This is a genomic window from Pedobacter sp. A2324, assembly GCF_059693705.1.
Map to the genome: position 1 here is coordinate 949,831 of NZ_JCASSK010000001.1, position 23,545 is coordinate 973,375.

The 23,545-nt window shown below is 40.0% G+C and carries 16 protein-coding genes, 1 tRNA gene and 1 pseudogene; 5 read left to right on the forward strand and 13 right to left on the reverse strand.

Features of this window, described 5'->3' with window-relative positions:
• The first annotated feature begins 19 nt into the window (after nucleotides 1-19).
• Nucleotides 20-2,551 (forward strand): membrane or secreted protein, encoded by a 2,532-nt coding sequence (locus tag AC570I_RS04005; protein ID WP_497404445.1) that lies wholly within the window; start codon nucleotides 20-22, stop codon nucleotides 2,549-2,551.
• 8 nt (nucleotides 2,552-2,559) lie between these two features.
• Nucleotides 2,560-4,989, forward strand: a complete 2,430-nt coding sequence (locus tag AC570I_RS04010) for a DUF4982 domain-containing protein (protein ID WP_497404446.1) — start codon at nucleotides 2,560-2,562, stop codon at nucleotides 4,987-4,989.
• A 254-nt stretch (nucleotides 4,990-5,243) separates the two neighbouring features.
• On the opposite strand, the gene AC570I_RS04015 is transcribed toward AC570I_RS04010, so the two are convergent.
• The 3 genes from AC570I_RS04015 to rnhA all read right to left on the reverse strand — a co-directional run bounded on the left by AC570I_RS04015 (nucleotide 5,244) and on the right by rnhA (nucleotide 7,499).
• Nucleotides 5,244-5,981, reverse strand: a complete 738-nt coding sequence (locus tag AC570I_RS04015) for an SDR family oxidoreductase (protein WP_497404447.1) — start codon at nucleotides 5,979-5,981, stop codon at nucleotides 5,244-5,246.
• A 62-nt stretch (nucleotides 5,982-6,043) separates the two neighbouring features.
• Nucleotides 6,044-6,922, reverse strand: a complete 879-nt coding sequence (locus AC570I_RS04020; protein ID WP_497404448.1) for a helix-turn-helix domain-containing protein — start codon at nucleotides 6,920-6,922, stop codon at nucleotides 6,044-6,046.
• A 112-nt stretch (nucleotides 6,923-7,034) separates the two neighbouring features.
• Nucleotides 7,035-7,499: a ribonuclease HI gene (rnhA, locus tag AC570I_RS04025; protein WP_047797283.1), complete on the reverse strand. Its 465-nt coding sequence runs from the start codon at nucleotides 7,497-7,499 to the stop codon at nucleotides 7,035-7,037.
• 176 nt (nucleotides 7,500-7,675) lie between these two features.
• On the opposite strand from rnhA, the gene AC570I_RS04030 reads away from it, so the two are divergent.
• Nucleotides 7,676-7,749 (forward strand) — tRNA-His (locus AC570I_RS04030).
• A 748-nt stretch (nucleotides 7,750-8,497) separates the two neighbouring features.
• Here AC570I_RS04030 and AC570I_RS04035 read toward each other — a convergent pair.
• The 3 genes and pseudogenes from AC570I_RS04035 to AC570I_RS04045 form a co-directional block, all read right to left on the reverse strand.
• Nucleotides 8,498-9,268: pseudogene (locus tag AC570I_RS04035) on the reverse strand (recombinase family protein); the annotation flags it as partial.
• 344 nt (nucleotides 9,269-9,612) lie between these two features.
• A complete protein-coding gene (locus AC570I_RS04040; RefSeq protein ID WP_497404449.1) occupies nucleotides 9,613-11,091 on the reverse strand; it encodes a recombinase family protein in 1,479 nt (492 codons plus the stop codon).
• A gap of 10 nt (nucleotides 11,092-11,101) precedes the next feature.
• Entirely contained in the window at nucleotides 11,102-11,308 is a 207-nt protein-coding gene (locus AC570I_RS04045; RefSeq protein WP_196100073.1) for a hypothetical protein, read from the reverse strand.
• Between the two features lie 189 nt (nucleotides 11,309-11,497).
• Here AC570I_RS04045 and AC570I_RS04050 point away from each other — a divergent pair, with 189 nt between their 5' ends.
• Nucleotides 11,498-11,818, forward strand: coding sequence for a hypothetical protein (locus AC570I_RS04050; RefSeq protein WP_196100072.1), 321 nt, complete (start codon nucleotides 11,498-11,500; stop codon nucleotides 11,816-11,818).
• 262 nt (nucleotides 11,819-12,080) lie between these two features.
• On the forward strand, nucleotides 12,081-12,815 hold the full coding sequence (locus AC570I_RS04055) for an HNH endonuclease (RefSeq protein WP_497404450.1): 735 nt from the start codon (nucleotides 12,081-12,083) through the stop codon (nucleotides 12,813-12,815).
• Between the two features lie 308 nt (nucleotides 12,816-13,123).
• Here AC570I_RS04055 and AC570I_RS04060 read toward each other — a convergent pair whose 3' ends face one another.
• The 7 genes from AC570I_RS04060 to AC570I_RS04090 form a co-directional block, all read right to left on the reverse strand.
• Entirely contained in the window at nucleotides 13,124-14,989 is a 1,866-nt protein-coding gene (locus AC570I_RS04060) for a hypothetical protein (protein WP_497404451.1), read from the reverse strand.
• 121 nt (nucleotides 14,990-15,110) lie between these two features.
• Nucleotides 15,111-15,971: a DUF7281 domain-containing protein gene (locus AC570I_RS04065; RefSeq protein ID WP_497404452.1), complete on the reverse strand. Its 861-nt coding sequence runs from the start codon at nucleotides 15,969-15,971 to the stop codon at nucleotides 15,111-15,113.
• Nucleotides 15,961-19,635: an ATP-binding protein gene (locus tag AC570I_RS04070; RefSeq protein WP_497404453.1), complete on the reverse strand. Its 3,675-nt coding sequence runs from the start codon at nucleotides 19,633-19,635 to the stop codon at nucleotides 15,961-15,963. The genes AC570I_RS04065 and AC570I_RS04070 overlap by 11 nt, the downstream gene beginning before the upstream one ends.
• Nucleotides 19,619-20,191, reverse strand: coding sequence for a condensin complex protein MksE (locus AC570I_RS04075; RefSeq protein WP_497404454.1), 573 nt, complete (start codon nucleotides 20,189-20,191; stop codon nucleotides 19,619-19,621). The genes AC570I_RS04070 and AC570I_RS04075 overlap by 17 nt, the downstream gene beginning before the upstream one ends.
• A gap of 1 nt (nucleotide 20,192) precedes the next feature.
• Nucleotides 20,193-21,392: a hypothetical protein gene (locus AC570I_RS04080; protein WP_497404455.1), complete on the reverse strand. Its 1,200-nt coding sequence runs from the start codon at nucleotides 21,390-21,392 to the stop codon at nucleotides 20,193-20,195.
• Nucleotides 21,393-21,421: 29 nt separating this feature from the next.
• Nucleotides 21,422-22,507 (reverse strand): RNA-binding domain-containing protein, encoded by a 1,086-nt coding sequence (locus tag AC570I_RS04085; RefSeq protein WP_497404456.1) that lies wholly within the window; start codon nucleotides 22,505-22,507, stop codon nucleotides 21,422-21,424.
• A 67-nt stretch (nucleotides 22,508-22,574) separates the two neighbouring features.
• Nucleotides 22,575-23,531, reverse strand: a complete 957-nt coding sequence (locus AC570I_RS04090) for a hypothetical protein (RefSeq protein WP_497404457.1) — start codon at nucleotides 23,529-23,531, stop codon at nucleotides 22,575-22,577.
• Nucleotides 23,532-23,545 lie beyond the last annotated feature (14 nt).

The following is a 23,545-nucleotide window of genomic DNA, read 5'->3' on the forward strand; positions in this document are numbered from 1 at the left end:
ATATTCGTTTATGGATTTAATGAAGAAAATTTCCGTGGTTTTGTTTTTTGCGTGCTTGTGCCTTACAGTTAATGCACAAAACAGACAAGGCATTTATGTGGATGCAAAAGGCGTAATCAGATGGGAAAAAGATGATAAGGAAGCCGCATTTTTCGGTACCAACTATACCGCACCTTTTGCTTATGGTTACAGGGCAATACTAAAGACAGGAAAAACGGCAGAACAGGCTATACACGACGATGTTTATCACTTTTCGAGGTTGGGATTTGATGCTTTTCGTGTGCATGTGTGGGACCAGGAGATAGCTGATCTAAATGGTAACCTGCTCAATAATGAGCATTTACGCCTGTTTGATTTTCTGATTGCAGAATTAAAAAAACGCCATATCAAAACACTGGTAACGCCAATTGCCTTTTGGGGAAATGGTTATCCGGAAAAAGATGAAGCTACAGGTAGTTTTTCGAATGTATTTGGTAAGCAAAGGGCACTGACAGATGAGGCTGCTTTTAAAGCGCAGGAGAATTACCTCAAACAGTTTTTCAAGCATAAAAATCCCTACACCGGCTTAACCTATCAGCAGGATACAGATATTCTGGCCGCTGAGGTGAATAATGAACCTCAGCATAGTGGCCCGAAAACACTGGTAACAGAATATGTAAACCGTATGGTGGCTGCAATAAAAAGTTCAGGCTGGACTAAACCCATCTTCTATAATATCAGTGAATCGCCATGGTATGCTGGTGCCATTGTGAAGGCTAACGTTCAGGGACATAGTTTTCAATGGTATCCAACCGGGCTGGTTGCCGGGCATACCTTGCAGGGGAACTATCTGCCCAATGTAGCCTCTTATAAAATACCATTCGACACCATTCCGGCTTTCAACCGGCGGGCTAAGGTTATTTATGAATTCGATGCCGGTGATGTAATGGCTCCTGTAATGTATCCTGCTATGGCGCGAAGTTTCAGAACAGCAGGCTTTCAATGGGCTACACAGTTTGCCTACGATCCGATGGCCACGGCTTATGCCAATACGGAATATCAAACCCATTATTTAAACCTGGCCTATACGCCTTCTAAAGCAATCAGCATGCTGATTGCCTCAAATGTATTTCACCAAAATCAGCGCCTGGCTGATGCCGAAAACCCGAATGCCTTTGGGCCCTTTAAAATAGATTATAAAAAAGGATTGAGCGAAATGAATAGTCCAAATGCATTTTACTATTCGAATAGCACAACTTCGCTTCCGGTTCAGTTAAAAACCTTGCAGCATATAGCCGGTGTAGGAAGCTCGCAGGTAGTTAACTATCAGGGGAGGGGTGCTTACTTTCTGGACCAGATTGAACCAGGGGTATGGCGCCTTGAAGTGATGCCTGATGCTATTCAGGTGAAAGATCCTTTTGAAAAAGCTTCGCCCGCTAAAGCCGTAACCTTAATCAACTGGGTTAAGGTTCCAATGGAAATCAATTTGCCTGATCTGGGAAATGGGTTTATGATCAATGGTTTAAATGCCCTTAATACGGTGAAGTTCGATGCAGAGGGAAGTCATTTTAATATTGCACCGGGAACATATTTGCTTACCAGAAAAGGCTTGAACACTAAATTAAATGCCCAAACTGTTTATGGAAATATCCGTTTGGGTGAGTTTGTGGCGCCTAAGTCGTCCGTAAACACCATTGTGGTTAAACATCAGCCTTATAGTACCTTAACCGAACAGCGTGCTTTTGTAATTGATGCTGAAATTGTTGGCTTGACTAAGGGTGATTCAGCTTTTGTTCAGTTAAATGCTGCGGGTCGCTGGAAAAAGATTCCTTTGGAGAACAAAACACCTTACCGTTACTCCGCTGAAGTACCGGCTGTGCTGGTGAAGAATGGATTGCTTAAATATCAGATTATCGTCCGTCAGGCCAGTGGTGGATACTTCAGTTTTCCGGGAAGTGTAAAGGGTGACCCAGCTGCCTGGGACCGCCTGGAGTATCCGGAATACCAATCTTATGTTGCAGCTACATCTGCATACCTGGAAATTTTCGATGCCGCAAATGACGGGAAGCAAATCAATATTTACAATGCCGACTGGCAAAATAATAAGGTAGACTATAGCACCGACGAAAACCCTACCGTATTAAATCTTGGGCTGGCAATGAATAAACCCAAAGCCGGACAATTGATGGGTTTTCAAACTTTTTTTGCCGATAAAACGGCAGGAAGGGCAACAGAACTGGATCAGTTTAAAACCCTTGTCGTTAAAATAAAATCGAACACGGATGGTACAAAAGTGAAGATTGGTTTGATTGACAGCGATGCGCAATTTTTCTCTGCCGAAATCCAGACCTCAGATAAGTTCCAGTTAATAGAAGTTCCATTAAACCAGCTGAAGTCCGACCATCAGCTATTGTTACCCAGGCCTTATCCGGGTTTTCAGCCGCTTTATTACCAGGGCGCAAACCAGTCGCCTTTTAAGTTAGGCAATGCCGAAAAACTGGAGCTTACCTTTGGCTATACTTCAGGTGAGTTGCCACTTAGTATTGTTGTTGAATCCATTTATCTCAAATAATTATCTTCATGTATCAGTTTAAAAAAACGTTCCTTTTACTTGTCGTTGCCTGTAGTGCTTATGTAAATGCCGTTGCCCAAAGGAAAGAAATTTTGCTGGAAACCGGCTGGAAGTTTTCAAAAGGGGCTTTCACCGGCGCATCTAAATCAGACTTTAACGATAGCCGCTGGGAAAATGTAACGGTTCCTCACGACTGGGCCATTAGTGGCCCGTTTGATAAGGAAATCGACAAACAGGTTACAGCCATTACCCAGAATGGGGAAACCCACCCGACAGAAAAAACCGGCAGGACCGGAGCACTTCCTTATGTTGGTGAAGGCTGGTACAGAAAGAAACTGGATCTGCCGGTGATTAAACCGAACCAGAAAGTATTGTTGCAGATTGATGGCGCCATGAGTGAACCCCGGGTTTACCTGAACGGAAAACTAATAGGGCAGTGGAATTATGGCTATAACTATTTCTATTTAGATATTACGAAAGACATTAATGCGAAAGGGAACCAACTGGCTATACAGCTAAAAAACAAGGCTAAATCATCGAGGTGGTATCCCGGTGCAGGTTTATACCGCAATGTTCACCTGATTATTAAAGATGAAAAAAGTATTGATCACTGGGGCATAACCGTCGCTACACCAGTTGCTAAAAAAGAATTTGCGAAGGTAAACATCAAAACAAAGTTATCGGACGCCAGGTTGCACCTGATTACGAAAATACTGGATGCAACCGGAAAGCAGGTAGCTATCGATACGGCCAGATCGGTTTTCGGAAATGAAGCTGATCAGAACATTCAGTTGAGCAACCCCAACCTCTGGAGCCCTGAAACGCCTTATTTATACACTGCAGTATCGAGCGTTTATGAGGGGAACGAACTTAAAGATGTAGTGAAAACTAAGTTCGGCGTACGGGAAATTAGCTACAGTGCGGCCAAAGGTTTTACCCTTAACGGACAGGTGAGGAAGTTTAAGGGCGTTTGTCTGCATCACGACCTCGGACCATTAGGTACGGCAATCAATACTGCTGCATTGAGAAGACAACTCACCATACTCAAAGAGATGGGTTGCGATGCCATCAGAAGCTCCCACAATATGCCTTCGCCCGAACAATTGGAGCTTTGTGATGAAATGGGTTTTATGTTTCTTGCCGAAAGTTTTGATGAGTGGGCAAAGGCGAAAGTGGAAAATGGCTACCATTTATATTTCAACACCGATGCTGAAAAAGACATCGTAAACCTGGTAAAGACAACGAAAAACCATCCCTGTATTGTGATGTGGAGTTCGGGTAACGAAGTTCCTGATCAGTTTGGTGCTGAAGGTGTAAAAAGGGCTAAATGGTTGCAGGAAATTTTCCACCGCGAAGATCCAACCCGTCCGGTAACGGTGGGTATGGATCAGGTGAAGGCGACCATGCAATCGGGCTTTGGTGCTTTACTGGATATTCCGGGTTTAAACTATCGTGTGCATTTATATGAAGATGCCAATAAAGCGTTTCCTCAGGGATTCATTTTGGGCTCAGAAACCGCATCAACGGTAAGTTCGAGAGGAATTTATAAATTTCCGGTTGTAAAAGGTTTTGATAAAAAGTATCCTGATTTGCAGTCCTCCTCCTATGATATGGAATATTGCAGCTGGTCTAACCTGCCCGACGATGATTTTGTGATGCAGGACGACAAACCCTGGGTAATCGGGGAGTTCGTTTGGACAGGCTTTGATTATCTGGGAGAACCTACTCCTTATGATGAAAGCTGGCCTTCGCGAAGTTCTTATTTTGGTATTTCTGATCTTGCCGGTTTACCGAAAGACAGATATTATTTGTACAGAAGCCGCTGGAACAAAGAAGAACCTACATTACACCTTTTGCCGCATTGGAATTGGGAGGGCAGGGAAGGACAAACCACACCTGTATTTGTGTATACGAGTTATGACAGTGCCGAACTATTTCTGAATGGTAAAAGTTTAGGCATTAGGAAAAAAGATAAATCTTCGCCACAGAACAGGTACCGCCTGATGTGGATGGACGTTAAATATGAACCGGGAACATTGAAGGTAGTGGCACTGGATGAAAATGGTAAAGCGGTAAAGGAAGAACAGATTGTTACCGCAGGGAAACCTTATCAGATTAAGTTATCTGCAGACCGGGTGCGTATCGATGCAGATGGCAAAGACCTGTGTTACGTAACGGTTTCGGTTACCGATCAAAATGGGAATCCATGTCCGACGGCAACTGATGCTTTAAATTTTGAAGTAAAAGGGGCTGGACATTTCAAAGCGGTTTGCAATGGCGATGCCACATCATTAGAATCTTTTGTTAAACCCACAATGAAGTTGTTTAGTGGTAAACTGGTGGTGACCTTGCAGGCTGATCAAAAGGCCGGAGCAATTGAATTAAATGTGATGGGGAAAAACCTGAAAACCGGAACGATAAAAATTGAAGCCAGATAACAGGCGTTTTTCCCTCTGAATCATCTTTGGTTGCCAGTAGCAGCAGGGGTTTGCCAGTAGTTTCCCGGCACCGTCGCAGGTAACAGCTGGGATACTGCAAGGAACAAGAAAGGAACCAGATGGGAACATGCTAGGATAAAAGGCCTATAAAAGTGCCGGCGTAATGCCTGCAAGCCCGATTTTGGGTGCTTTTATCCTAGCCAAATGCTCCAATCACAGTTTTTATATATGAAGTGCCATTAATTAGCGGCAATTTACCAGGGGCAGTTTGCCGGTTCAGGAAAGTACTCTTCGCTAAAATATTTACCTGTTGGCCCATCCTGGTCTATAAGTGCATATTTGGCGATTCGCTGACCTGCGTGCTCAGGTGTGCTGGTACCCTGGTGATTGGTGAAGTCGGTTTGGGTGTATCCCGGACATACAGCGTTCACTTTGAACCTGGTATCACGAAGCTCAAAAGCTAAATTGATGGTGTACATATTGAGTGCTGATTTGGAAGATTGGTAGATCACATATCTTTTTGGGAAATTGTTTCCAAATATGTCTGCAGCCATTGTGAGCGAAGCCATGGCTGTACTCACATTCACAATTCTCGGTTCAGGGGATTTTTGCATCAAGTCGATAAAGGCCTCGGTTACCCTGACTACGCCAAAAACATTTGTATTGAACACTGTTTGGTAAGCTGAAATTTCCGAGCTTAGTGCAGATTGCTCAAAAGGACCGGAGATACCGGCGTTATTAATAAGCACATCCAAAGTTGCCGTCTTCTGTCCAAGGGTTTTACGGGCTGTCTGGACTGATTGATCATCTGTAACATCAATTAAAAGCGCTTCAATATTTTGAAATCCTGCACTTTTAAGCCGTTGTTCGGCTGATTGTCCGTTTTCTAATGTGCGGCATCCCAGGTAAACGAAATAACCATTTTGTGCCAGTATTTTTGCTGTTTCGAAGCCTATTCCTTTATTTGCTCCTGTTATTAATGCTGTTTTCATGTCTATAAAAATTATACAGCAAAGATATGACCGGTAAAAAAGGGGCGTGAGGACGAATCTCTTTAGTTGTGGGACGAATCTCGTTCAGCGAGGTAGCGTGTGATGCTTTTGCCTGTATTGCGCCTGAACACGCGGGAGAAATATCCGGGATCGGTAAAGCCAAGTTCATAGGCCAGTTCTTTAACCGATGGGTTAGAGTACTCCAGTTTCCGTTGCGCTTCCAGTATCAGTCGGTTAGTGATCCATTCTTTTGGAGAAAGCCCGGTATGTTCTTTAATAATGCTGTATAGCGTACTGGAATGGAGGGACAGCTGTTCTGCGATGGCCTTAATATCCTGATGATTGCTCAAATTGTCTTCAACCCTAAGCTTGAATTCCTGATATTTGGATAGTTTAAAGTTGGTTTCTATTTCCTGTTTCGGGTTCTGCTCGAAATAGGCATGATTAAATTCAACCATCAGGGTATGAAGATGTGCCAGTATCACTTCTGCCTTCTGTTGCTTTCCTGGACTGTGAAGAAGCTGGAAAAGCCCTTTTAAAAGGTTTTTTATGCGTTGCCGTGAGGCCTCATCAAATGATATGGAATGGATATTTGTAGTGTTGGCAAGGAAAGGATAAGATCCCGGTAAGAGCGATAGGGTATGTTCATCGAACGATAAGGCATATTGCTGATTGCTTTTATCGTAGGGAAGCTTGGTAAAGATCTGATTAGGTAAACCAAAAACCAGGTCGCCATCTCCTGCGCCAAACTCAGTTAAATCCGTTTTAAAGGTAGATTTTCCTTCGTCAATGTATTGGAAATAATAGAAGGAAAGCTTGTGGGGTTTGGACAAAATTTCTATCACCTCCTGGGGCAGGGAGATTTTACAGTTTTCATTTAGTGCAACAGCTACCTTATCGTGGTGTCTGATTTTTTCCAGTAAGCCTATTGTGCTCTCCATGTTGACGGTTTTAAACCAAGGGTTTATTCAATTGCAAAATAGCAACAAAATTATAACTGGCCTGATTTGCAATTTGGAATTATACGATAAAATGACTGAGGTTGCTGATCTTTTACAACAATTTGCGCTCTGCTTCAAAAGCGGTATCTATGGCTTGTTCGGCTTTGTTTTGCGATGCGGCAACAGCTAAACGGTCGCACCTTTCATTCTCGGGATGGTCATTATGTCCTTTGATCCAAACAAACTTCACCTGATGTAGTTTATAGAGCTGTAAAAAGCGGATCCAAAGGTCTTTGTTCTTTTTATCCTTGAAGTTTTTGGTCTGCCATCCGAATACCCATTTCTTTTCTACGGCATCGACTACATATTTAGAGTCTGAAAACACAGTAACCTGTTGGTTGAGGCTTTTCAATGCTTCAAGACCTTTAATTACTGCCAGCAACTCCATACGGTTATTCGTGGTCATTCTAAAACCACCACTCAGTTCCTTATAATGTTGTCCGGCCCTTAAAATGGTGCCATAACCACCTGGTCCCGGGTTTCCACTGGCTGCTCCGTCTGTATAAATTTCGATCATAAACGCCGTAAAGGTATGTTTTTGGCATTAAAATCGGTTAGGATCTCCGTACCAGAAAAAATATTTTCATTTCAAACTATTGAATTTTAGCAGATTAAAAAAATGTTACCAAATCTTTGAAAAAAATATTTGGAGGGAATAGTAAAAATCGTACTTTTGTGACACTAAAAAATACGGTGGCTGTAGCTCAGTTGGTTAGAGTATTGGTTTGTGGTGCCGAGGGTCGTGGGTTCGAGCCCCATCAGCCACCCCGTATGGGACAAAGACATTTTCGAATGGTTTTGTCCCATTTTTTTTTCTCGTAACTCGCTGTTTTTCAGATAAATTAGGCTTGCGAAAAAGTTCGACTTTTGGGTTCGACCTATGCCTTCAGAGTAGTGCAATTTTTGCGGAAAAATGGTGCTTATGATCTCTTTTTTCATATCTAATCTTGCTAAATCATAATATTTGTCAATATTTTTTAGGCATTGAATGGCTTGTTCAATAGTATGTTTTATAGAGGCCACGGTGTTTTTTTCCGGCTCGATACTAAAAAGTTCTGTTTCCAAGGCCTCAATCTCAAGATTTGTCTCTCCCTTGATCTTACGAAATTCAGATGGCTCGATTTCATCATCCAACATCCTTTCTCTTGACGTTTCTATTCTTGTATTGAGGGCAGCAATCTTATCTTTCAATATTTTAAGATCTTTCTTTTTACACTTAATTTGTTGATTGAAAGAATCAACAAATTCATTTTTCCATTCATCGGGGTTTCTCGGAATATACATTGTTAACAAATCCTTGAATGAGTCATTAGCTTCTAGGGCCCTAAATCTGACGCCGCATGATGATTTGCAATGATAGTATAGACTATAACTGGTTTTGCCCTTTGATGCACTTCCAGTCAAAACTCTCGTACATTTTGGACAATTGATAAATCCTCTCAAAGGTAGATCGTTAGGGTCAAATACCTTGATAGCATTGACTTCTTTTGTTTTTTGCCCTAAAACGACTTGTACCTGCTCAAATATTTCCTCAGTAACTAAGGCAGGGTGGAGGGCATCCACTAATCCTTCCGGCTCATCTCTTTCTGCTGGAACTCTGATCTTCCCCATGTACATGGGATTCTTTAATAGGTGATAGAAGTTGTTTTTGCTACATCTCAGCCCCTTATCATTCATTTCCTTTAATATTTGCTCTCCCGAATAATTCCCTTTGGCATATTCCTCGAATACCCATCTCATTATCTTCGCCTGTGGCTCTTTTGGTGTTATATATTTTCTGCCATCTTCATAACTTTTGTTGATATATCCCAGAGGCGCCTTTCCGGTACAACGGCCTTCCTTTTTGGCTTGCCTGATGCCTGATTTAGTATTAAGCCCTCGTCTGTCATTCTCCACCTCAGGTGCGGTAAGGTAGATTGCAAGCATCATCTTATTCTCTGGAATACTGAGATCCAATGGTTGCTCAATGGCTTGAGGGTCGATTCCCTGCCTGTTGAGCTTTGTGATCATTTGATAAGCGTCGCTGGTATTTCTACTAAAGCGATCCCATTTGGTGAACAGAAGTAATGCTGATTTTTTTTTGTTTCTTTTCAAATAAACCAGATATTTCTGCCATATAGGCCTTTTGAATGTTTTGGCTGAATGGTCCTCTATAAAGATTTCCCGGATAGCAATAGAATGTAGGTCGCAATATTTTCGCAATACTTCCTGTTGACTTCGCAGGGAATAGCCTTTTTCCGCCTGTTCATCAGTACTTACCCTGATGTATAGGTCTGCTGTTTTCATACTTCTGCAGTTTTTGTAAGTGAATTTTATATCTCATTTAAGATAAGAAAAATTCCTTTTTTTAGCAAAATTAAACTGGTTTGTTAGGCGTTTTTTTGCTATGGAGAAACTACTAGCAGCGATTCAGAGATCCATAGCACCTCAATCCAGGTCGGTACACATAAGTTTCCATTTGGTAGGGTGGGAAGTTAAAGGTTAGGCAAGTATCGCGGGCGATGTATTTTCCAAAACTTTTAGCCATATGAGGTCTGTTTTGGAAATGAAATAATATATGTTCAGCCAAATCAATATCATTCTTTAATAAAAAAGCATTAATTTCTTTACAAGGGTTTTTCGAACAGCCTTTATAAAGAAATTAATGAAGAGTTAAATATTATCCGTCCAGCTTTATTGAAGTGATGATAGCTAAATTTTTCATGTTTGTAACTTATTCCCTCTGGATAGAGATGACTAATCAACAATCTTTTCTCTTCGATATCTGATTTTGTAAAAAGCACGTTTAGATTCTCAATAGAACCTAGAGCGTGTCCGATGATATATTCTCTGTCGAGAATGATTTTGTTTTTGTTTTTTAGCTCTTGGAGTAAAGCGCTGAGCTTCTCGAGTTTCTCAGTGTTTTCCGACTTAATGACCCTGAAGTCTGAACTATCCAACGCACCTTCCAAAAGCATTTCTCTCGCTTGCCGGATTCTATATTGAGTGCCTTCGATCTGTGCTTTAAGTTTTTTCTTTTCTTCCAAAAGGTCTTTCAATTGGTTTTCGTAGGCGTCGTTTAAGGCGATTGAGATTAAAGGAACAAATTTACTTTCCAGTTTAATGTTTTCGATGTGCTCAACAAATCTGGCATTCATTACATTAGCCCTAATTCTAGCCCCGCATTTGGAATGACAATGGTAGTAATAAATGCGAGTAACCTTAGCGCCAGGAGCACTTCCTGTGAGTTTTCTTGTGCATTTTGGGCACATAAGAAATCCCCTTAGAGGCATCTGCTCAGGAACAGAAACCTGCCTACCATGTACCTTCCCCCTCGCGGCTAGGATTTCCTGCACTTTATGGAATTGCTCTTCGCTTATTAATGCCTGGTGTTTCCCATCTACTAGTTCCTCTTCTTCATCTTTGAACCTTGGAACAGTAACCTTCCCATAATACATCGGGTTTTTTATAACGCAATAAAAGTTGTTTTTACTGCATTTAAGCCCTTTCTCCCTGGCTTCGATCAATATCTGCTCCCCTGAAAAAACGTTTCTTTCCAATTGGTCGAATACCCATTTGATTATCGCAGCTTCCGGAAATTTGTGGCAAATGTATTTAGAGCCGTCCTCTTTGGTTTTATTTACATATCCCAATGGTGCGGGACCAGTCCAACGTCCTTCCTTTTTAGCCTGACGGATACCCGCTTTTGTACTCAATCCCCGCCTGTCATTTTCAATCTCTGGTGTAGTCAAATAAACCGCAAGGATCATCTTATTTTCGGGAACGTCTAAGTTCAGTGGCTGTTCTATAGCTTGTGGTTCAATCCCGAGCTTACGAAGAAATGCAATCATCTGGTATGCATCGCTGGTATTGCGGCTGAACCTGTCCCATTTAGTGAATAGGAGTAGGTCTGATTCGCGCTTGGATCTTTTTAAAAACGTAAGCAGTTGTTTCCACTGGGGCCGATTAAAGGTTTTTGCCGAATGATCTTCGGTAAAGATTTTTCTAATCCTAATTCCGTTTATATCACAGTATCTTTCCAATACATCTTTCTGGCTTCTCAATGAATACCCTTTCTCAGCCTGCTCATCTGTACTGACCCTGATGTATAAATCTGCTAATCTTGCCATTTTCTTTTTTTTATTTAAGATCTTTTTTAATAATCCGTTCTTTTTTCGGTCTTCCTTTTTTCAATTCTATTTTTACTGCCAGGTTTGCCAGGGCATAAATAAAGTCCAGGGTTCTATTGAGAGTTTCATCCTCAGTAATTTTCAACTCTTTTCCCAAGAGCCGGATCACCGCATCTTTTGTCAAGCTCCGTTTTTCTTTGATTCTGAAATAATCCATCTACAATTAACTTTCGTGCAAAGTTCTCATTGAGCAATTGTTTTTATTGACACTTTGGGTAAGATGTCTATTATACCTTATGTTGAAACGACTTATCATGTCAGAATAGAATAAAAATTATTCCGCTCATTATCAGTATAATTAGCGGTCAGTGTTTGCTAATATGGTTTATAGATATATTTTTGCTGTATGACTGTAACCGTGGTTGCCATTTTAGAAACTGATTTTAAACCTCAAAAAGCGTTAGCCAAAGTGATGAACGACAGGTTGCAAAATGCAGCTAGAGATCTTGAACATGTTCATTTAAAATCCTTACTTGGTAGAGGTTTTCAATCTGATGATCTGGTAATCTACCTCAGCTACAACCCAAAGTATAAAATTAGGTTTCGTATCGTAAACGATGTGCCTGCGGATATTGAATATTTTGTTGCTGAATGTTGTGGTAGACTAGGCTATATCCTGTGGCGAGCAAATGCAATAGGGGTTAGCAAAGATGAGGCTAATAATTAACTAGGAAAATCAAAATTTGCTGGCCTTATCTGGCCGCAGATCTTTTTTTATGACTCGTAGTTATTGGGTTATTTATTCTGGACAAGTGCCAGATGATATGGCTTTTACACCTTAGCCCTGACTGGGAAAATTTCGAATTTTTTCTTGATTGATTTTTAGGAATTGGCAAAAGTTGCAAATTATTTTAAAATTTGTTAATAGGTCATCTGAGATTGTCTAAAATTAAAATTAGTAACTTAACTTCATTAATGTAATTTCTAATATGGCCATTTCAGATAAAACAAGAAAATTTCTTTGGGGTAAATCGGGTAACCGTTGTGCAATTTGTAAAACTGAATTAGTAACTAGCGAAGGGAATACCGAGGAATTCAATATTGGGGAGGAATGTCATATTATTAGCTCAAAAACGAACGGTCCGAGGCATATACCAGAAATAATAAATTATGACCAGTATGAAAATTTGATACTTCTATGCCGAAACCACCACAAAGAAATAGATGAACTGGTGGACACTTACAATGAAGAAATCTTAAGATATATTAAGACTAACCATGACAATTGGGTTCGCTCAGTTCTAAAAAAAGCAATTGACATTGATTCTGAAAATGAAAAGCCACTCTTCCTTTCTCAAGTAACATCTGGTAAAAAATTGTTTAATATTATTAATGAAGTACATGGCTATAACACTGACTATGATGAGTCAAGGATAAAAGAAGAATCTGATTTTATTTCCTATGTATTTGAAACTATTACAGATTATGGAGATTTAAGCGGAATGTCAGAAACCTTAGATCGTATTCAGGTAGCCTATATCCTTCAAAACCTATTGGATGATATAGATAAAATGGGTTACATGTTATTTGCCGATCGCGGTATTCAACCAATGTTTCTTGACCATCCGAAAAGCAGCACGTGGACGGTAGCAACTTTGATATTGAGAAAAAAAGAGAATCCTGAAATCATAAAAGTAAACTTATCTAATAAAAAGCCGGTATGAAAGTGAACCCTACATGAAAAACTAAATTCTTGGATCCATTTTAATACTTTTTTGATGATTTAGAAGTTATTAGGATATAGGCTTCACATTTTCGCACACTGATGCAAAAAAGTAATTTATTTTAACGGAAAAAATGCTGCTTAATAATTAAAAATAAGTCCAGTTACAAATTCCAGGACATGTATAAAGAAGGTTTAATATGGACTTTGCTAACCGACAAATACCACTATTAGCACAAACGTTCTAAGATTGAAATATTCATTAAATGGTGCGTTTTCTGAGTTCTCCAAGTTCGCTTATATAATGGTTCACTGTACGTTCTTTTTCAAATAGCTATGCCAACGCTCAAAATAGGCGGTAGGAAAGCTATGAAGATCTTCCTTTATTCTAATTATGATTTCTTGTATGTTTTTTGATACCTCCTTACTTGAGCTAAGCTGCTTTTTCTTATAGGTAAGATATTCATCCATTAACTCTATAAATATCCTGAAGTCTACAACCTCTCTTTTCTCCCGACATTTTTGAAAAGAAGTAAAATGCAGTCCCCAGAAGATATAAATTTCCGCAGAATCAGTTTCTCTGGTGAGGTAGATACTTTCATAGAATGCTTTAGCTATCGGCTGGTCAAAAGCATTGAGATAAAAGTTATTTGCAAATTCTTCAGCTACTCCGGTATTGACAGCCCAGAGTGTTCCAATATAACCACGGGCACCCTGACTGAGAAACATCTTGGACATTTCCATTGCGGACCAGCAGGTATTATTGAATATAATAGGAGAGCTATGATTTGCAAGGCTTCTCACCATCCCCTGGTGAAGACTGTGTGTGCAGACGATCGCACAGGATCCTGCAATTCTCTCCTTTGGAGTTCTTATTAGATTTTCTCCCTCATGTGCCTTCCAAATCCTAAACATATCTTGAAAGACATAATCAGGTGTCTTGTCTTTGAGTTCCTTACTTTTCCACTGGTAACCATCAAGTTTTTTGAAAATGGATTTACTGGAAACTTTTACCATACCATCGCTCGTATCAGGTGAGAAACCGACAACCTCATCATATTCCATTAGATGTCTTTCACCAGCACTGTCGACAAATTCTTGCTTGACCTCATAGCCGCCGACTTCACCACCATGGCTACAGATATGGAATATATCATAAGGAAAATGCTGAAGATGGTAGTCTAAGTTATTTACTGTCGCATTTTTACCCAGTAATTCTCGATTGTAATAATTGTTTTTATCCAATATCAGCTGAACATTCCGCGTTTCTTCACTTGTGAAAAAACCTGGTGAAAAAATTACACCGGAATAGAATGTAGTAATTTTTTCAAACAGCAGATTGTTCATGATAAAAATATCAGGCCTTTGCAAAATATTTACGTAGGTCATTAGGATTATATTTTTCAGCACAAGAGAATATGGTAATCCTGCTGTAAAAAATGTGCAAAATTGATAACTGTCGAAATTAATATCCCTTGTACGTTCAGCTATCTCATGCGCTATGTCGAGGTATGCATCTTCGTTATTGCTCACTTTCCAATCCTCAATTTTTCCGTGTAATGCATAAATTTCATCCTCATGGGTTGCCTTGACAATCTTGATGTCTGCCTTTATAGATAAAGCATAATTCATTGCAATAATCACCGTTAAATCTTCCTCATCTTCAATGACAACGATCGCCTCATTTGCCGTTTGTACAATAGCAACTTCTGATGCAGTTTCATCAATTATCAGGTACTTCTTATTATTGCATGCATTTATCAATCCCTGGTAACATTCTGAACTACGAACTCTAAGGGCTGATAGAGACGAGAAGCAGAGAGCCTTGAGATTGACATAAATATCTTCTAGTGTATTAATTTCAATTATTTCTGATTCTCCCAATGAAAAATAACTTTTTTGCTCATCACTCATTCCAGCGAAAATTACCTTATCAAATTTTCCAAGCCTCGCTAGTGCATTATTGATAAAAACAGCACTGTGTAAGCAATGACTATTTGAAAGCGTATTATATTCATTTTCTTCTGCACCTTTGAACATTCTTGCTGCTGGAAAGGAAAATAGAGGCAGATAGTTTCCTTCACGAAAGAAAATAGAAGTCAGAACTGCAGCAATCGTCACACTTTCACGATCAACAATTACGATATTCTCGGTGTTTATTACTGGTATGAACATTTGTAGCAATTGTTTTATGGTGTAGAATAATTTAGAGATTAAGCCATCTAGGTAACAGGTGAATTTTTATTTGCATTGCGTTTAAAGAGGTGCTATCAAATAAATTCTTAATGGATTACTGTTAGGTATGATCAATCAAAACTTCTTGTTCCAACCCCTTTTTATATAGATGAATAAGCCTGATGAGATCTAGAATGCCATGCTCCTCAATTCCAGTAATATCAAAGTTGGGCTTTTGTATGTCGTAAAGTTTTCTGTTACCAAAATTGGAGATAAGCGTTTCAAGGTTATATGGGATAAAAAATTTAGCACGGTCGCCAAGTGAGCGCTTATATTCATTAAGGTAGATATTCACACCGGCAAAATCAAAATCCCCATAATGAAGATAAGCATTAGGGATGCCGTGAAGCCATCTCAGCAAGTCCTTACTTTGATTTTGCGGATATCGGCTTACAAACAGGGGAGAAATTCCTTCAAAGAGTGATTTCTGGAAGCTAATGCTGCTAAAATTTTCGGCATTTTCAACATTTACGATCACCACGCTTGGGTCAGGGATGAAATTTTCGTATCGGTAGATAAACTGGAATGTTCCTGCCTGCGGATGAATATTTATCCGCTCTCCATCTAGCAAAGCAGGGATTGGCATAAAGCTATTCACCAAAAATCCCTTGAACGTTCTAACCGCCCTTAGCTTTGAATCCGATGTCCCACGGCTAAGCTCTGCTCGGGACAATTCTTTCGTTCGAAGAACAGCAGCATAAGCACTTAGGTCCTCTATCGCATAATGATTGCTCAAGAAAGCAAATAGGGCTCTAGCATCAGCTATATATAGTAGACTCTTCTGACGCCCTTTTCTCTGATCCAAGATAATGCCCTCCGCGATAAGCTCTGAAACCACTTCGCTCCGAAGTGTATTGGACGGCAGACGTTCACCGTTTGCCAATCTCAATAATTTATCTGCTAATGCACCACTAATTTCCATTGGTGATATTATTGGTTATTAATCTTTTTATAACGGTAGCATGGTTACTATCTTTTTTTAGCAGATAGGTATGCTTATAATCAACCGCATTGTAGGACGTTGGCGAGCTATTGATTAGCACGATATTACGATCATTTGCAAATTTTAGAATTCCCTTTACATTGTTAGGATGCAGTTTTCCAATCTCATCCATCATGCAATGCAACCTGAAATCCTTGAATTTTCTAGAGGCGTTTTCCTTAAATACGTTTAACAGCATAATATTGATCATTGCCTTCACCAGCACATCAGTACCCTCTGAACCAACATTAGTCAATTTCTCGACCCATCCACTATCATTACCATTCTCTTCAATCCTAAACCGCAGCTCAAAAGTATCCGAAAGAGTCACTTCACTCTGTTTCGATGCCGAAATTTCTGCTGCAAAGCTTTTAAGATAACTTACCGCCTTCTTATTGTTCTGGGCTGAATCATTATTACTGAACAAGTTCGCTCCGCCCAAGCTAGTAGCATATTCATCATTAAAAGTCCTAATTTCCTGGAGCAATGTAACCAGCTTGCTTTTACTTGGTGATGCCCTAAGCTCTATTTCCCCGATCGCTCCCACGAAATTGCGTTCCACAAAATCGCGGTTGATTTCAAAAATCACTTTGCTTATTATACTTTCTTTAGATACCAGCTCTGTTGTCTCTTTTCCGACCTGAAAAATGAGGCTTGCAAAAAGTTCGTTAGTACGTTTCTCATACTCCTCAATTTTATTTTCTTCTAAAAATTCGCTGAGGTTATCTGCAAAACGAAGATAATCCGCATCATCAGCAAGACTGGTTTCAAATCCAAAAATATTTCCAGCTGAAAAATTGCTGAGAAATTTATTAACGCTGCCACGTAACTCATTCATACGCAAACTCGACTCATTAATTTTTTCGTAGATAGAAGCGATAAGTTTGGTCAAGCGCAGGCTCACTTCGACTTGCTTTCCTGTAATCTGGGCATCTGCACTAAGCAAAAGGTAAACATCAGTTTTACAAAAGTCTTCAAAGGCCTCCAAGTCTTCGGTCATATCGCGCAGTTCCCCTTCTATAGATGATATAAGTATGTTCAAAACATTGACACTTTCCTGAAGTTTAAGTTTCGCAGTCTCATGACGCTCCTGTTCGAGAGAGAGTTTCGCCTCGGCGAGTTTTTTCTTTGACTTGAAATCATCTATATGATCAAAGAGCTCTCGTTTATCCTTATTATATTCAGCTACCTTATCTCTGTTGCTATCTATGTAGTAAAGTTCTTTGTCTATTTCTGCCAGCTCGATTTCAATCTGGCTGATGCGCTCAACATCAGCTCCCTCACTTTCTAAATCCTTTTTTTTCTGGGTGGAAATCTGCTTTTCACGGATTTCAAATTTGCTCTTCTCAACATCAATAGTGATTTGTATTGAATTCAAAACTTGGGCGAGTTCCATATCTTCGGCCAAGATCTTTTGGTCTCTTTCACGCCGTTTATCCTCGAGTTGCCGTTTTATATTTTTCTGTACTGTAAGAAGCTGTTCGTCAGCCAAAATTTTTTCTTCGCTAGCACGATGCATTCCAACTTTGATATTTACTAACTCTGCCATTTGCTCTGATTCGGCCTTTCTTTGCCATTCATCCCTGTCAAGAATGGCAACTTCTCGCTGTTGAGTATATTTTGCCTCGTCGTATTCTCTTCTGGCTATCAAATCCTTTAGTGTTTTGATCTGAGGTTGATATTTCCTTTTAAGCTTTTCATTTTCTTCGACCTGTTGTTCCGCGAGAACTGCTAGCGATGCCTTATATGCAATAATTTCCTCAGCAAACTGCTGGATTTCCTGCTCATAGTCAGCAATTGATTTAACGACCGTATCAATGGAAGAAAGGTCGAGCTCAATTCCGTAAAACAGATTCGCGTCACCTGTAATACTCTTCGGTGACAGCCCGGACTTGAACAATACCGACTGCTGGCTAATAACCTTGCCAATATTATCTTCCCAGCCCGGCTTATTTTCATGCAGCCATTCGTAGAGCGAATTGCGGCTGGATTCTATGATCGTTTTACGCTCATCAATTTTTATGTTGGCTGCAGCAATTTGTTCATTAAGTCTGTCTCGCCGGGATACAAAATCAACTTCAAGCATTTTACCATCAAGGCTCCAGCTTTTCTGAAGAGATTCAATCTGTGCCTTACTACTCGTTCTATCTGTTTTTATAGACATTAATTCTTTGTCAGCATCAGCAACTACCTTATGCACAGCTGCTAGTTCAAGCTCAAACCAACGTTTTAACTCAGCCTCTTTTTTCTTTAATTCCAATTCATGTATGGCTTCCTTCTTTTCACTTACCACAAGTTCTGCGTTTGTCTTAATATCGGCATGCTCGAGTTCTATGTTTGTGGCAATTTTCTCGTATAGTTTCCCAATATCATCCTTGGTTTGATAGGATGATGATTTTCTGTTATTACCTTCTCTATCTTTTTCATTAATAAATTGTTCCAATTGATTACTTAGCTGAAGGAGCAAGGCTGCATATTTGGCGGTAATCTCCTGATAGCGAAAGGAGAGAAGATCGCTTTCTTTTTGGATATTGGTTTTTCTATTTTCCCACGAAGACTTCTTGGATACACGCTCGATTATGCCCGCTATATCTATCTTCTGGTAATCATCGCTCTTACTTCTGGCTTCGGATAGTTTGGCATCCATCAGGGTGATTTCTCTCGTTATTTTAGCTTTCTTTTCGCCGAACTTATCATCAGCTTCTTGAACCTTTTTCACAGCCAACACATGTTTTTCATTATGCTGGTCAAGTCGTTTGACCAATCCTGGATGCGCCTGTTCCAGGGCAGAATGTGAATTGATAAGTGACTGCACGAACTGCTGTTTTTCGTTTAACAAGAAGCCCACGGTCTTGTGTAGGGATGATATATTCGCAGCAAGAAAGCGGACGACAACTTCCCCAGACCTATTTTGTTCAGTCCATTTTCCTATATCTGCCAGTTGCTGTTCGAAGTTTTTTAAATGCAGTGCATACTGGTCGAGGTCAATGCTAACATCCTGCTCATTAAGCGACATAATGATGGTTTGTTTAATGAACTCGGCCTCCAGCTTAGAATTTAAAAATACATTCTGTATCGTTCGAGGAAGATTTTGATAGGACTTACTTTCTATTAGCGCATATTTTCTGAACTGCGGCGGCAACCCCTTATTGTTTCCATACAGGATGTCACGATATTCTTCATAACGCTCAATTTTTCGACTATAGGCGGAACCTCTTGAAAAGGTATTTCGGGCCTTATCCCAAAGCATTGCCTTATTATCCTGGTCTATGAAATTATTTCTATTGTAGGCTCCATCGATAAACCTGAAGGCGGCCCTCCCCTGAGATTTATAAGCCAACACACAATATGCACCCATCTCTGTATTAACCTCATAAATAATGAAAGAGTTTCCATGGGGTAGGTAGTAGTCATCAAAAGAGCGTTTTCCTTTTTCGATTCCGAGCCTTAGCTTATCTGCATTATAAAAAAACAGTATGGCACGAAGGCAGGTACTCTTACCTACACCCTGTGTTCCTATAAAGTGCACATTTCCGGCAATGCCAATCTCACCGTATGCGATATTGGCGCTATTGATAAACACAATCTTATTGAGGTATCTCATTCTGTATCTCTTCAGGGATGTTAATAATCAGCACTAATTTTTCTAAGTAAGCGAACGATGCCAGCGTCTTATACTCTTGTGATATGTCATTTTCAATTTCAATGAAATTCTCCTTCTCTAGCAGATCAAGAACTTTTTCCATAATATCTGAATGCCTATCCTTACCTGGAGCATATTTTTTAAGGCCTTCCAATTTGCTCTTCAGATCTGCGTCGACACTCAGTCTTGCCAATATATCTGCCGCTCTAAAGCGTGTGCCTGAACCGAAGCTGACATCGAATGTTTTTAGAAAGTCGATAATATCAATCCATTTCATAACAATTTCAAGCTTGCGCTCTACTTCTGCCCGTACTTCCGAGCGTACGAAATGGTAGAATTCATCCCCTTCTTCAATAATCATGTTAATGCCTGCAAAATACTCATAGTAGGCATCAAAATCTTCGCTTATCACCAGATATAGCTTTCGGATATAGTCTTTGGTGCTATTGGAGCAGATGAACTGTCCCTTGCTCAGAATTTCGAATATGTCGGAGGATTGTTTTGGTATTGTGCTCATATTATTCGGGATATATCATTAAATATTCTGTTCCTTGTTTGACCTGATAGGTCTCAGTAAGCCTAAAATGGATGTCGTACTGAGAGATCAGCTGGCAGTACACTGTTAGCCGCTTCTCAAAGCTAAGGTCCATCCCAAAATCATAAGTCTGCAAAAAATCAAATAGGTTATTACTACCCGCAAGAAAGCTGTTTTTAACCTCCTCGAGATTAACCTGAAGAACCTGTTCTGATTCTGAATCGAGGTATTCGCTTAGATCGGTATCTGCAACGGACTGTTTAATTGCCTTTCCGGATCTCTGCCTACCGTGAACTTTTCTGATAAGCTCAAGACTATTATCATCGCCTTGTAGTTGATCAAGGGAAAGTTTTAGCGAGTAGGATGGATTGGGCTCAAACAGCAGGGGATTTTCAGATTCCAGTACCTGTTCGATATTTGTCCGGGTCCTAAGCTCAAACTGGTCTTTAAGGTATTTGAGCTGGCGGATTTTCTCAACCATTATATTCTGGGCCCGAAGCCTGTTCAAATACTCTATGATTTGCTTTTGATTATCAATAAGGTTATGCCTGCAGGTATTAAGCTGGCTCTTTAGAATCTGGATAATCCGCTGCAGTTCTTCATCTGTAGCGACTTTGAAAAATGTCTGTTCTTCTTCGCCCGAGATCAGCTTATCTGTTAGATTTATTAGGTTGGAGATATCATTGCGCTTGATATCCAGGTGCTCCAACTTTGCCTTCTTTACTTTATAGTTTGGCTCGTTTTTAAAGGTATTGTCTATATTCCTTTTTAAGTCAACTACATTACGAATGGCAATGATGCCGATTTTCCTAAAGGCGTTCTTAACTTGCCGGAGGTAATGATATCGCCTGGTTTCACTATTTTCCTGAAGATAGTAAACAATATTCTGATGGATGGCCAGCAAATTCTCATTGATATATGATACGTTGATATCTTCATTCACTTCCAGTATCTGCTCAAAAAACTGCAGAAACTGGTCATCCAACTCCAGAAAAGGTCCATTTTGGCGCAGTACTGCAAATTCAATCAGGCTCAATAACTTATCCTCATTATATTCCAATACCTCCATGGCATGGTCATATTTATAGGCTAGCTGTTTTCGCTTTTCAAATATCTCGCTGATGAGTCTCTGCTCCCGGCTGAGTATGCTCAGTAATTGTTTTATGGAGGAAAATGTTTTCAATTATATCTAAATTAGGTAAGGGGAATCTATCAGGTGGAAAACAGCAAACCGTAAAGCTTTTTAAGATTCACATCACTAAGGTCCTTTAAAGAAGAAATGGTCCCTTTAAGCTTTAATTTTTTGAAGGCGAACTCATACAGCTCTTCCTTTTCCATCTTCCAGTCGCTCCTTGATTTTGCATAGATACTTGAATACATGGTGTTCTTCCAGGCCGGGTTGTTATGTTTGCGAAGTATGGGCCGATGTTTTGAAGCAATCTGCGACTGTAGCCACTGCATACAATCCTCAAACTTATCTTTTGGCAACAAATTATATTTAGTAACACTGAATCTATTCTTTATCCCGCTCCAGGTTGTGGCAAAAAAGCGACCCTTATCTGCGCTGGTTTTAAATTTGCCAGCACTATCATGTATACCAACTATCTCCTCTACTTTGTCTTTTATCTGCTTTGCCTGCTCATCGGTGATATTAATTTCCTTGTCATAAACCACCTCGGTAACCTGCTGAACTTTAGCAGTAGTGATGATGCTGCCAAAATTTTGGCCGATCTGCTGGATATGTTTGCCCTTTGCCTGTTGTTTAACAACAACTTTTTCGCTTGTTTCTACTTCCTGAAGCATGGTCTGTTTGTACATTTCCCTGATGTCTCCTGGTTTGGCTGCAAACACCGAGCTCCCTTTGCGGATGTAAGGCAGGCTTTTTTTATCCGCAATTACATAATAGGGTTTTTCTGTTCCCTTTGCTACTTGAAGGAGAACGACCTTTAACGATTCGTCTTCATTAACAGGTATCTGGTGCAAGTGGTAGCTGATGGTTTTATCTATGAGGTCATTAAGCACATTGCTGATCCAGTCCTCTATTTTCTGATTGCCCATTTTAACGTCTACGCCGCAGATTTCCTGCATCTTTTCATCGATACCAAGAATGATCAGGCCACCTTGTGCATTGGCCATGGCGGAAACATCTTTCGCAAATTCCTTATTTTCTATCTTTCCGTTTTTGTCCAATGACAACTGGCGCTTAAGTTCTATGGTCTCGCTCTCTACCAGGGCACCCCGGTAGAAAAGCTCATTGATGTCTTTAAATGTTAATGTGTGTATATCCTTTTTGAGCATTATGATGTTAAGGTTATTTTTAGTGTCTCTAAAATAGTTATTTAGTATGAATGGTTAGAAGGTAGCTTTAGGATTGGGAGTCATCGATGAGCACTTTTAAGGTTCTGTGCAAGCGCTTCCAGAAATCAAAAATAAGTTCCGGCAATATCTCGTTGAGCTTGACTTCCTGGTCAAAAAATCGCTTCCTGTTTTTAAACGTTTTGATAATTCCATTTTCAAAATCTGGCAATAGGATAAATTTTTCAACCATTACGCCTGATTCAAATACCTGAAACACTTTTTGTACATCCTCAAATGACGCATTATGGATAATTTCATTGCGCAGTGTCTGAATAATCTTAACGTTCACCGAATCGGTGAATAGTGTATCGGGCTTGTCATTTAAGCCTAACCGCTTTGCATCTCCAAATAGTATTTTTGCGGATTTGAGTTTTTTATACTCATTGTAATTTGTATCTATGTGCTCCAGCTCATAGCAGATTTTTGTGATAAAATCGAGCTGGCTATGTAGGGCTATGAATATGTGGTTAACTGTACTAAATAGCCGGGTCACCATAAGTCCTGAGGCAAACATGACCATATCCTGCTCAAAAGGTGTTGGCATCAACATAAATGAGTTTTCATTTAGCTCCCGATAAAACTCGCACATCAGGTGCCTCACCTCCTGTACGCTGTTTTCCAAGGAGCCTATCAGCGCTGAGATATCGTAATAGTATAAAAACTTAAGAGTGCGCTCATCTGCCTTGGCGACGAGTTTTTCAAACTCCTCTCTAGAGATCTTGATGTCAGAATCTATTCCGGCTATAGAAAGCCATATCGGGGCAAACGGCAACTGATCATAATAGCGCTGCTGACTCCCGAATATTTTTTCTGCCAGAAGATTTCTTAAGTAAATCGCCTGGGTTTCTATATCGAGTGTCAAATCATTCTCCTTCAATACAAAATCTGATGGCCCTTTTGTTATCCAGAATTTATCCTGTTTTGGCTCATCGCTTGGCAGTCCATTTGTATTATAAAAAATCATTACTCAAAGTTTTG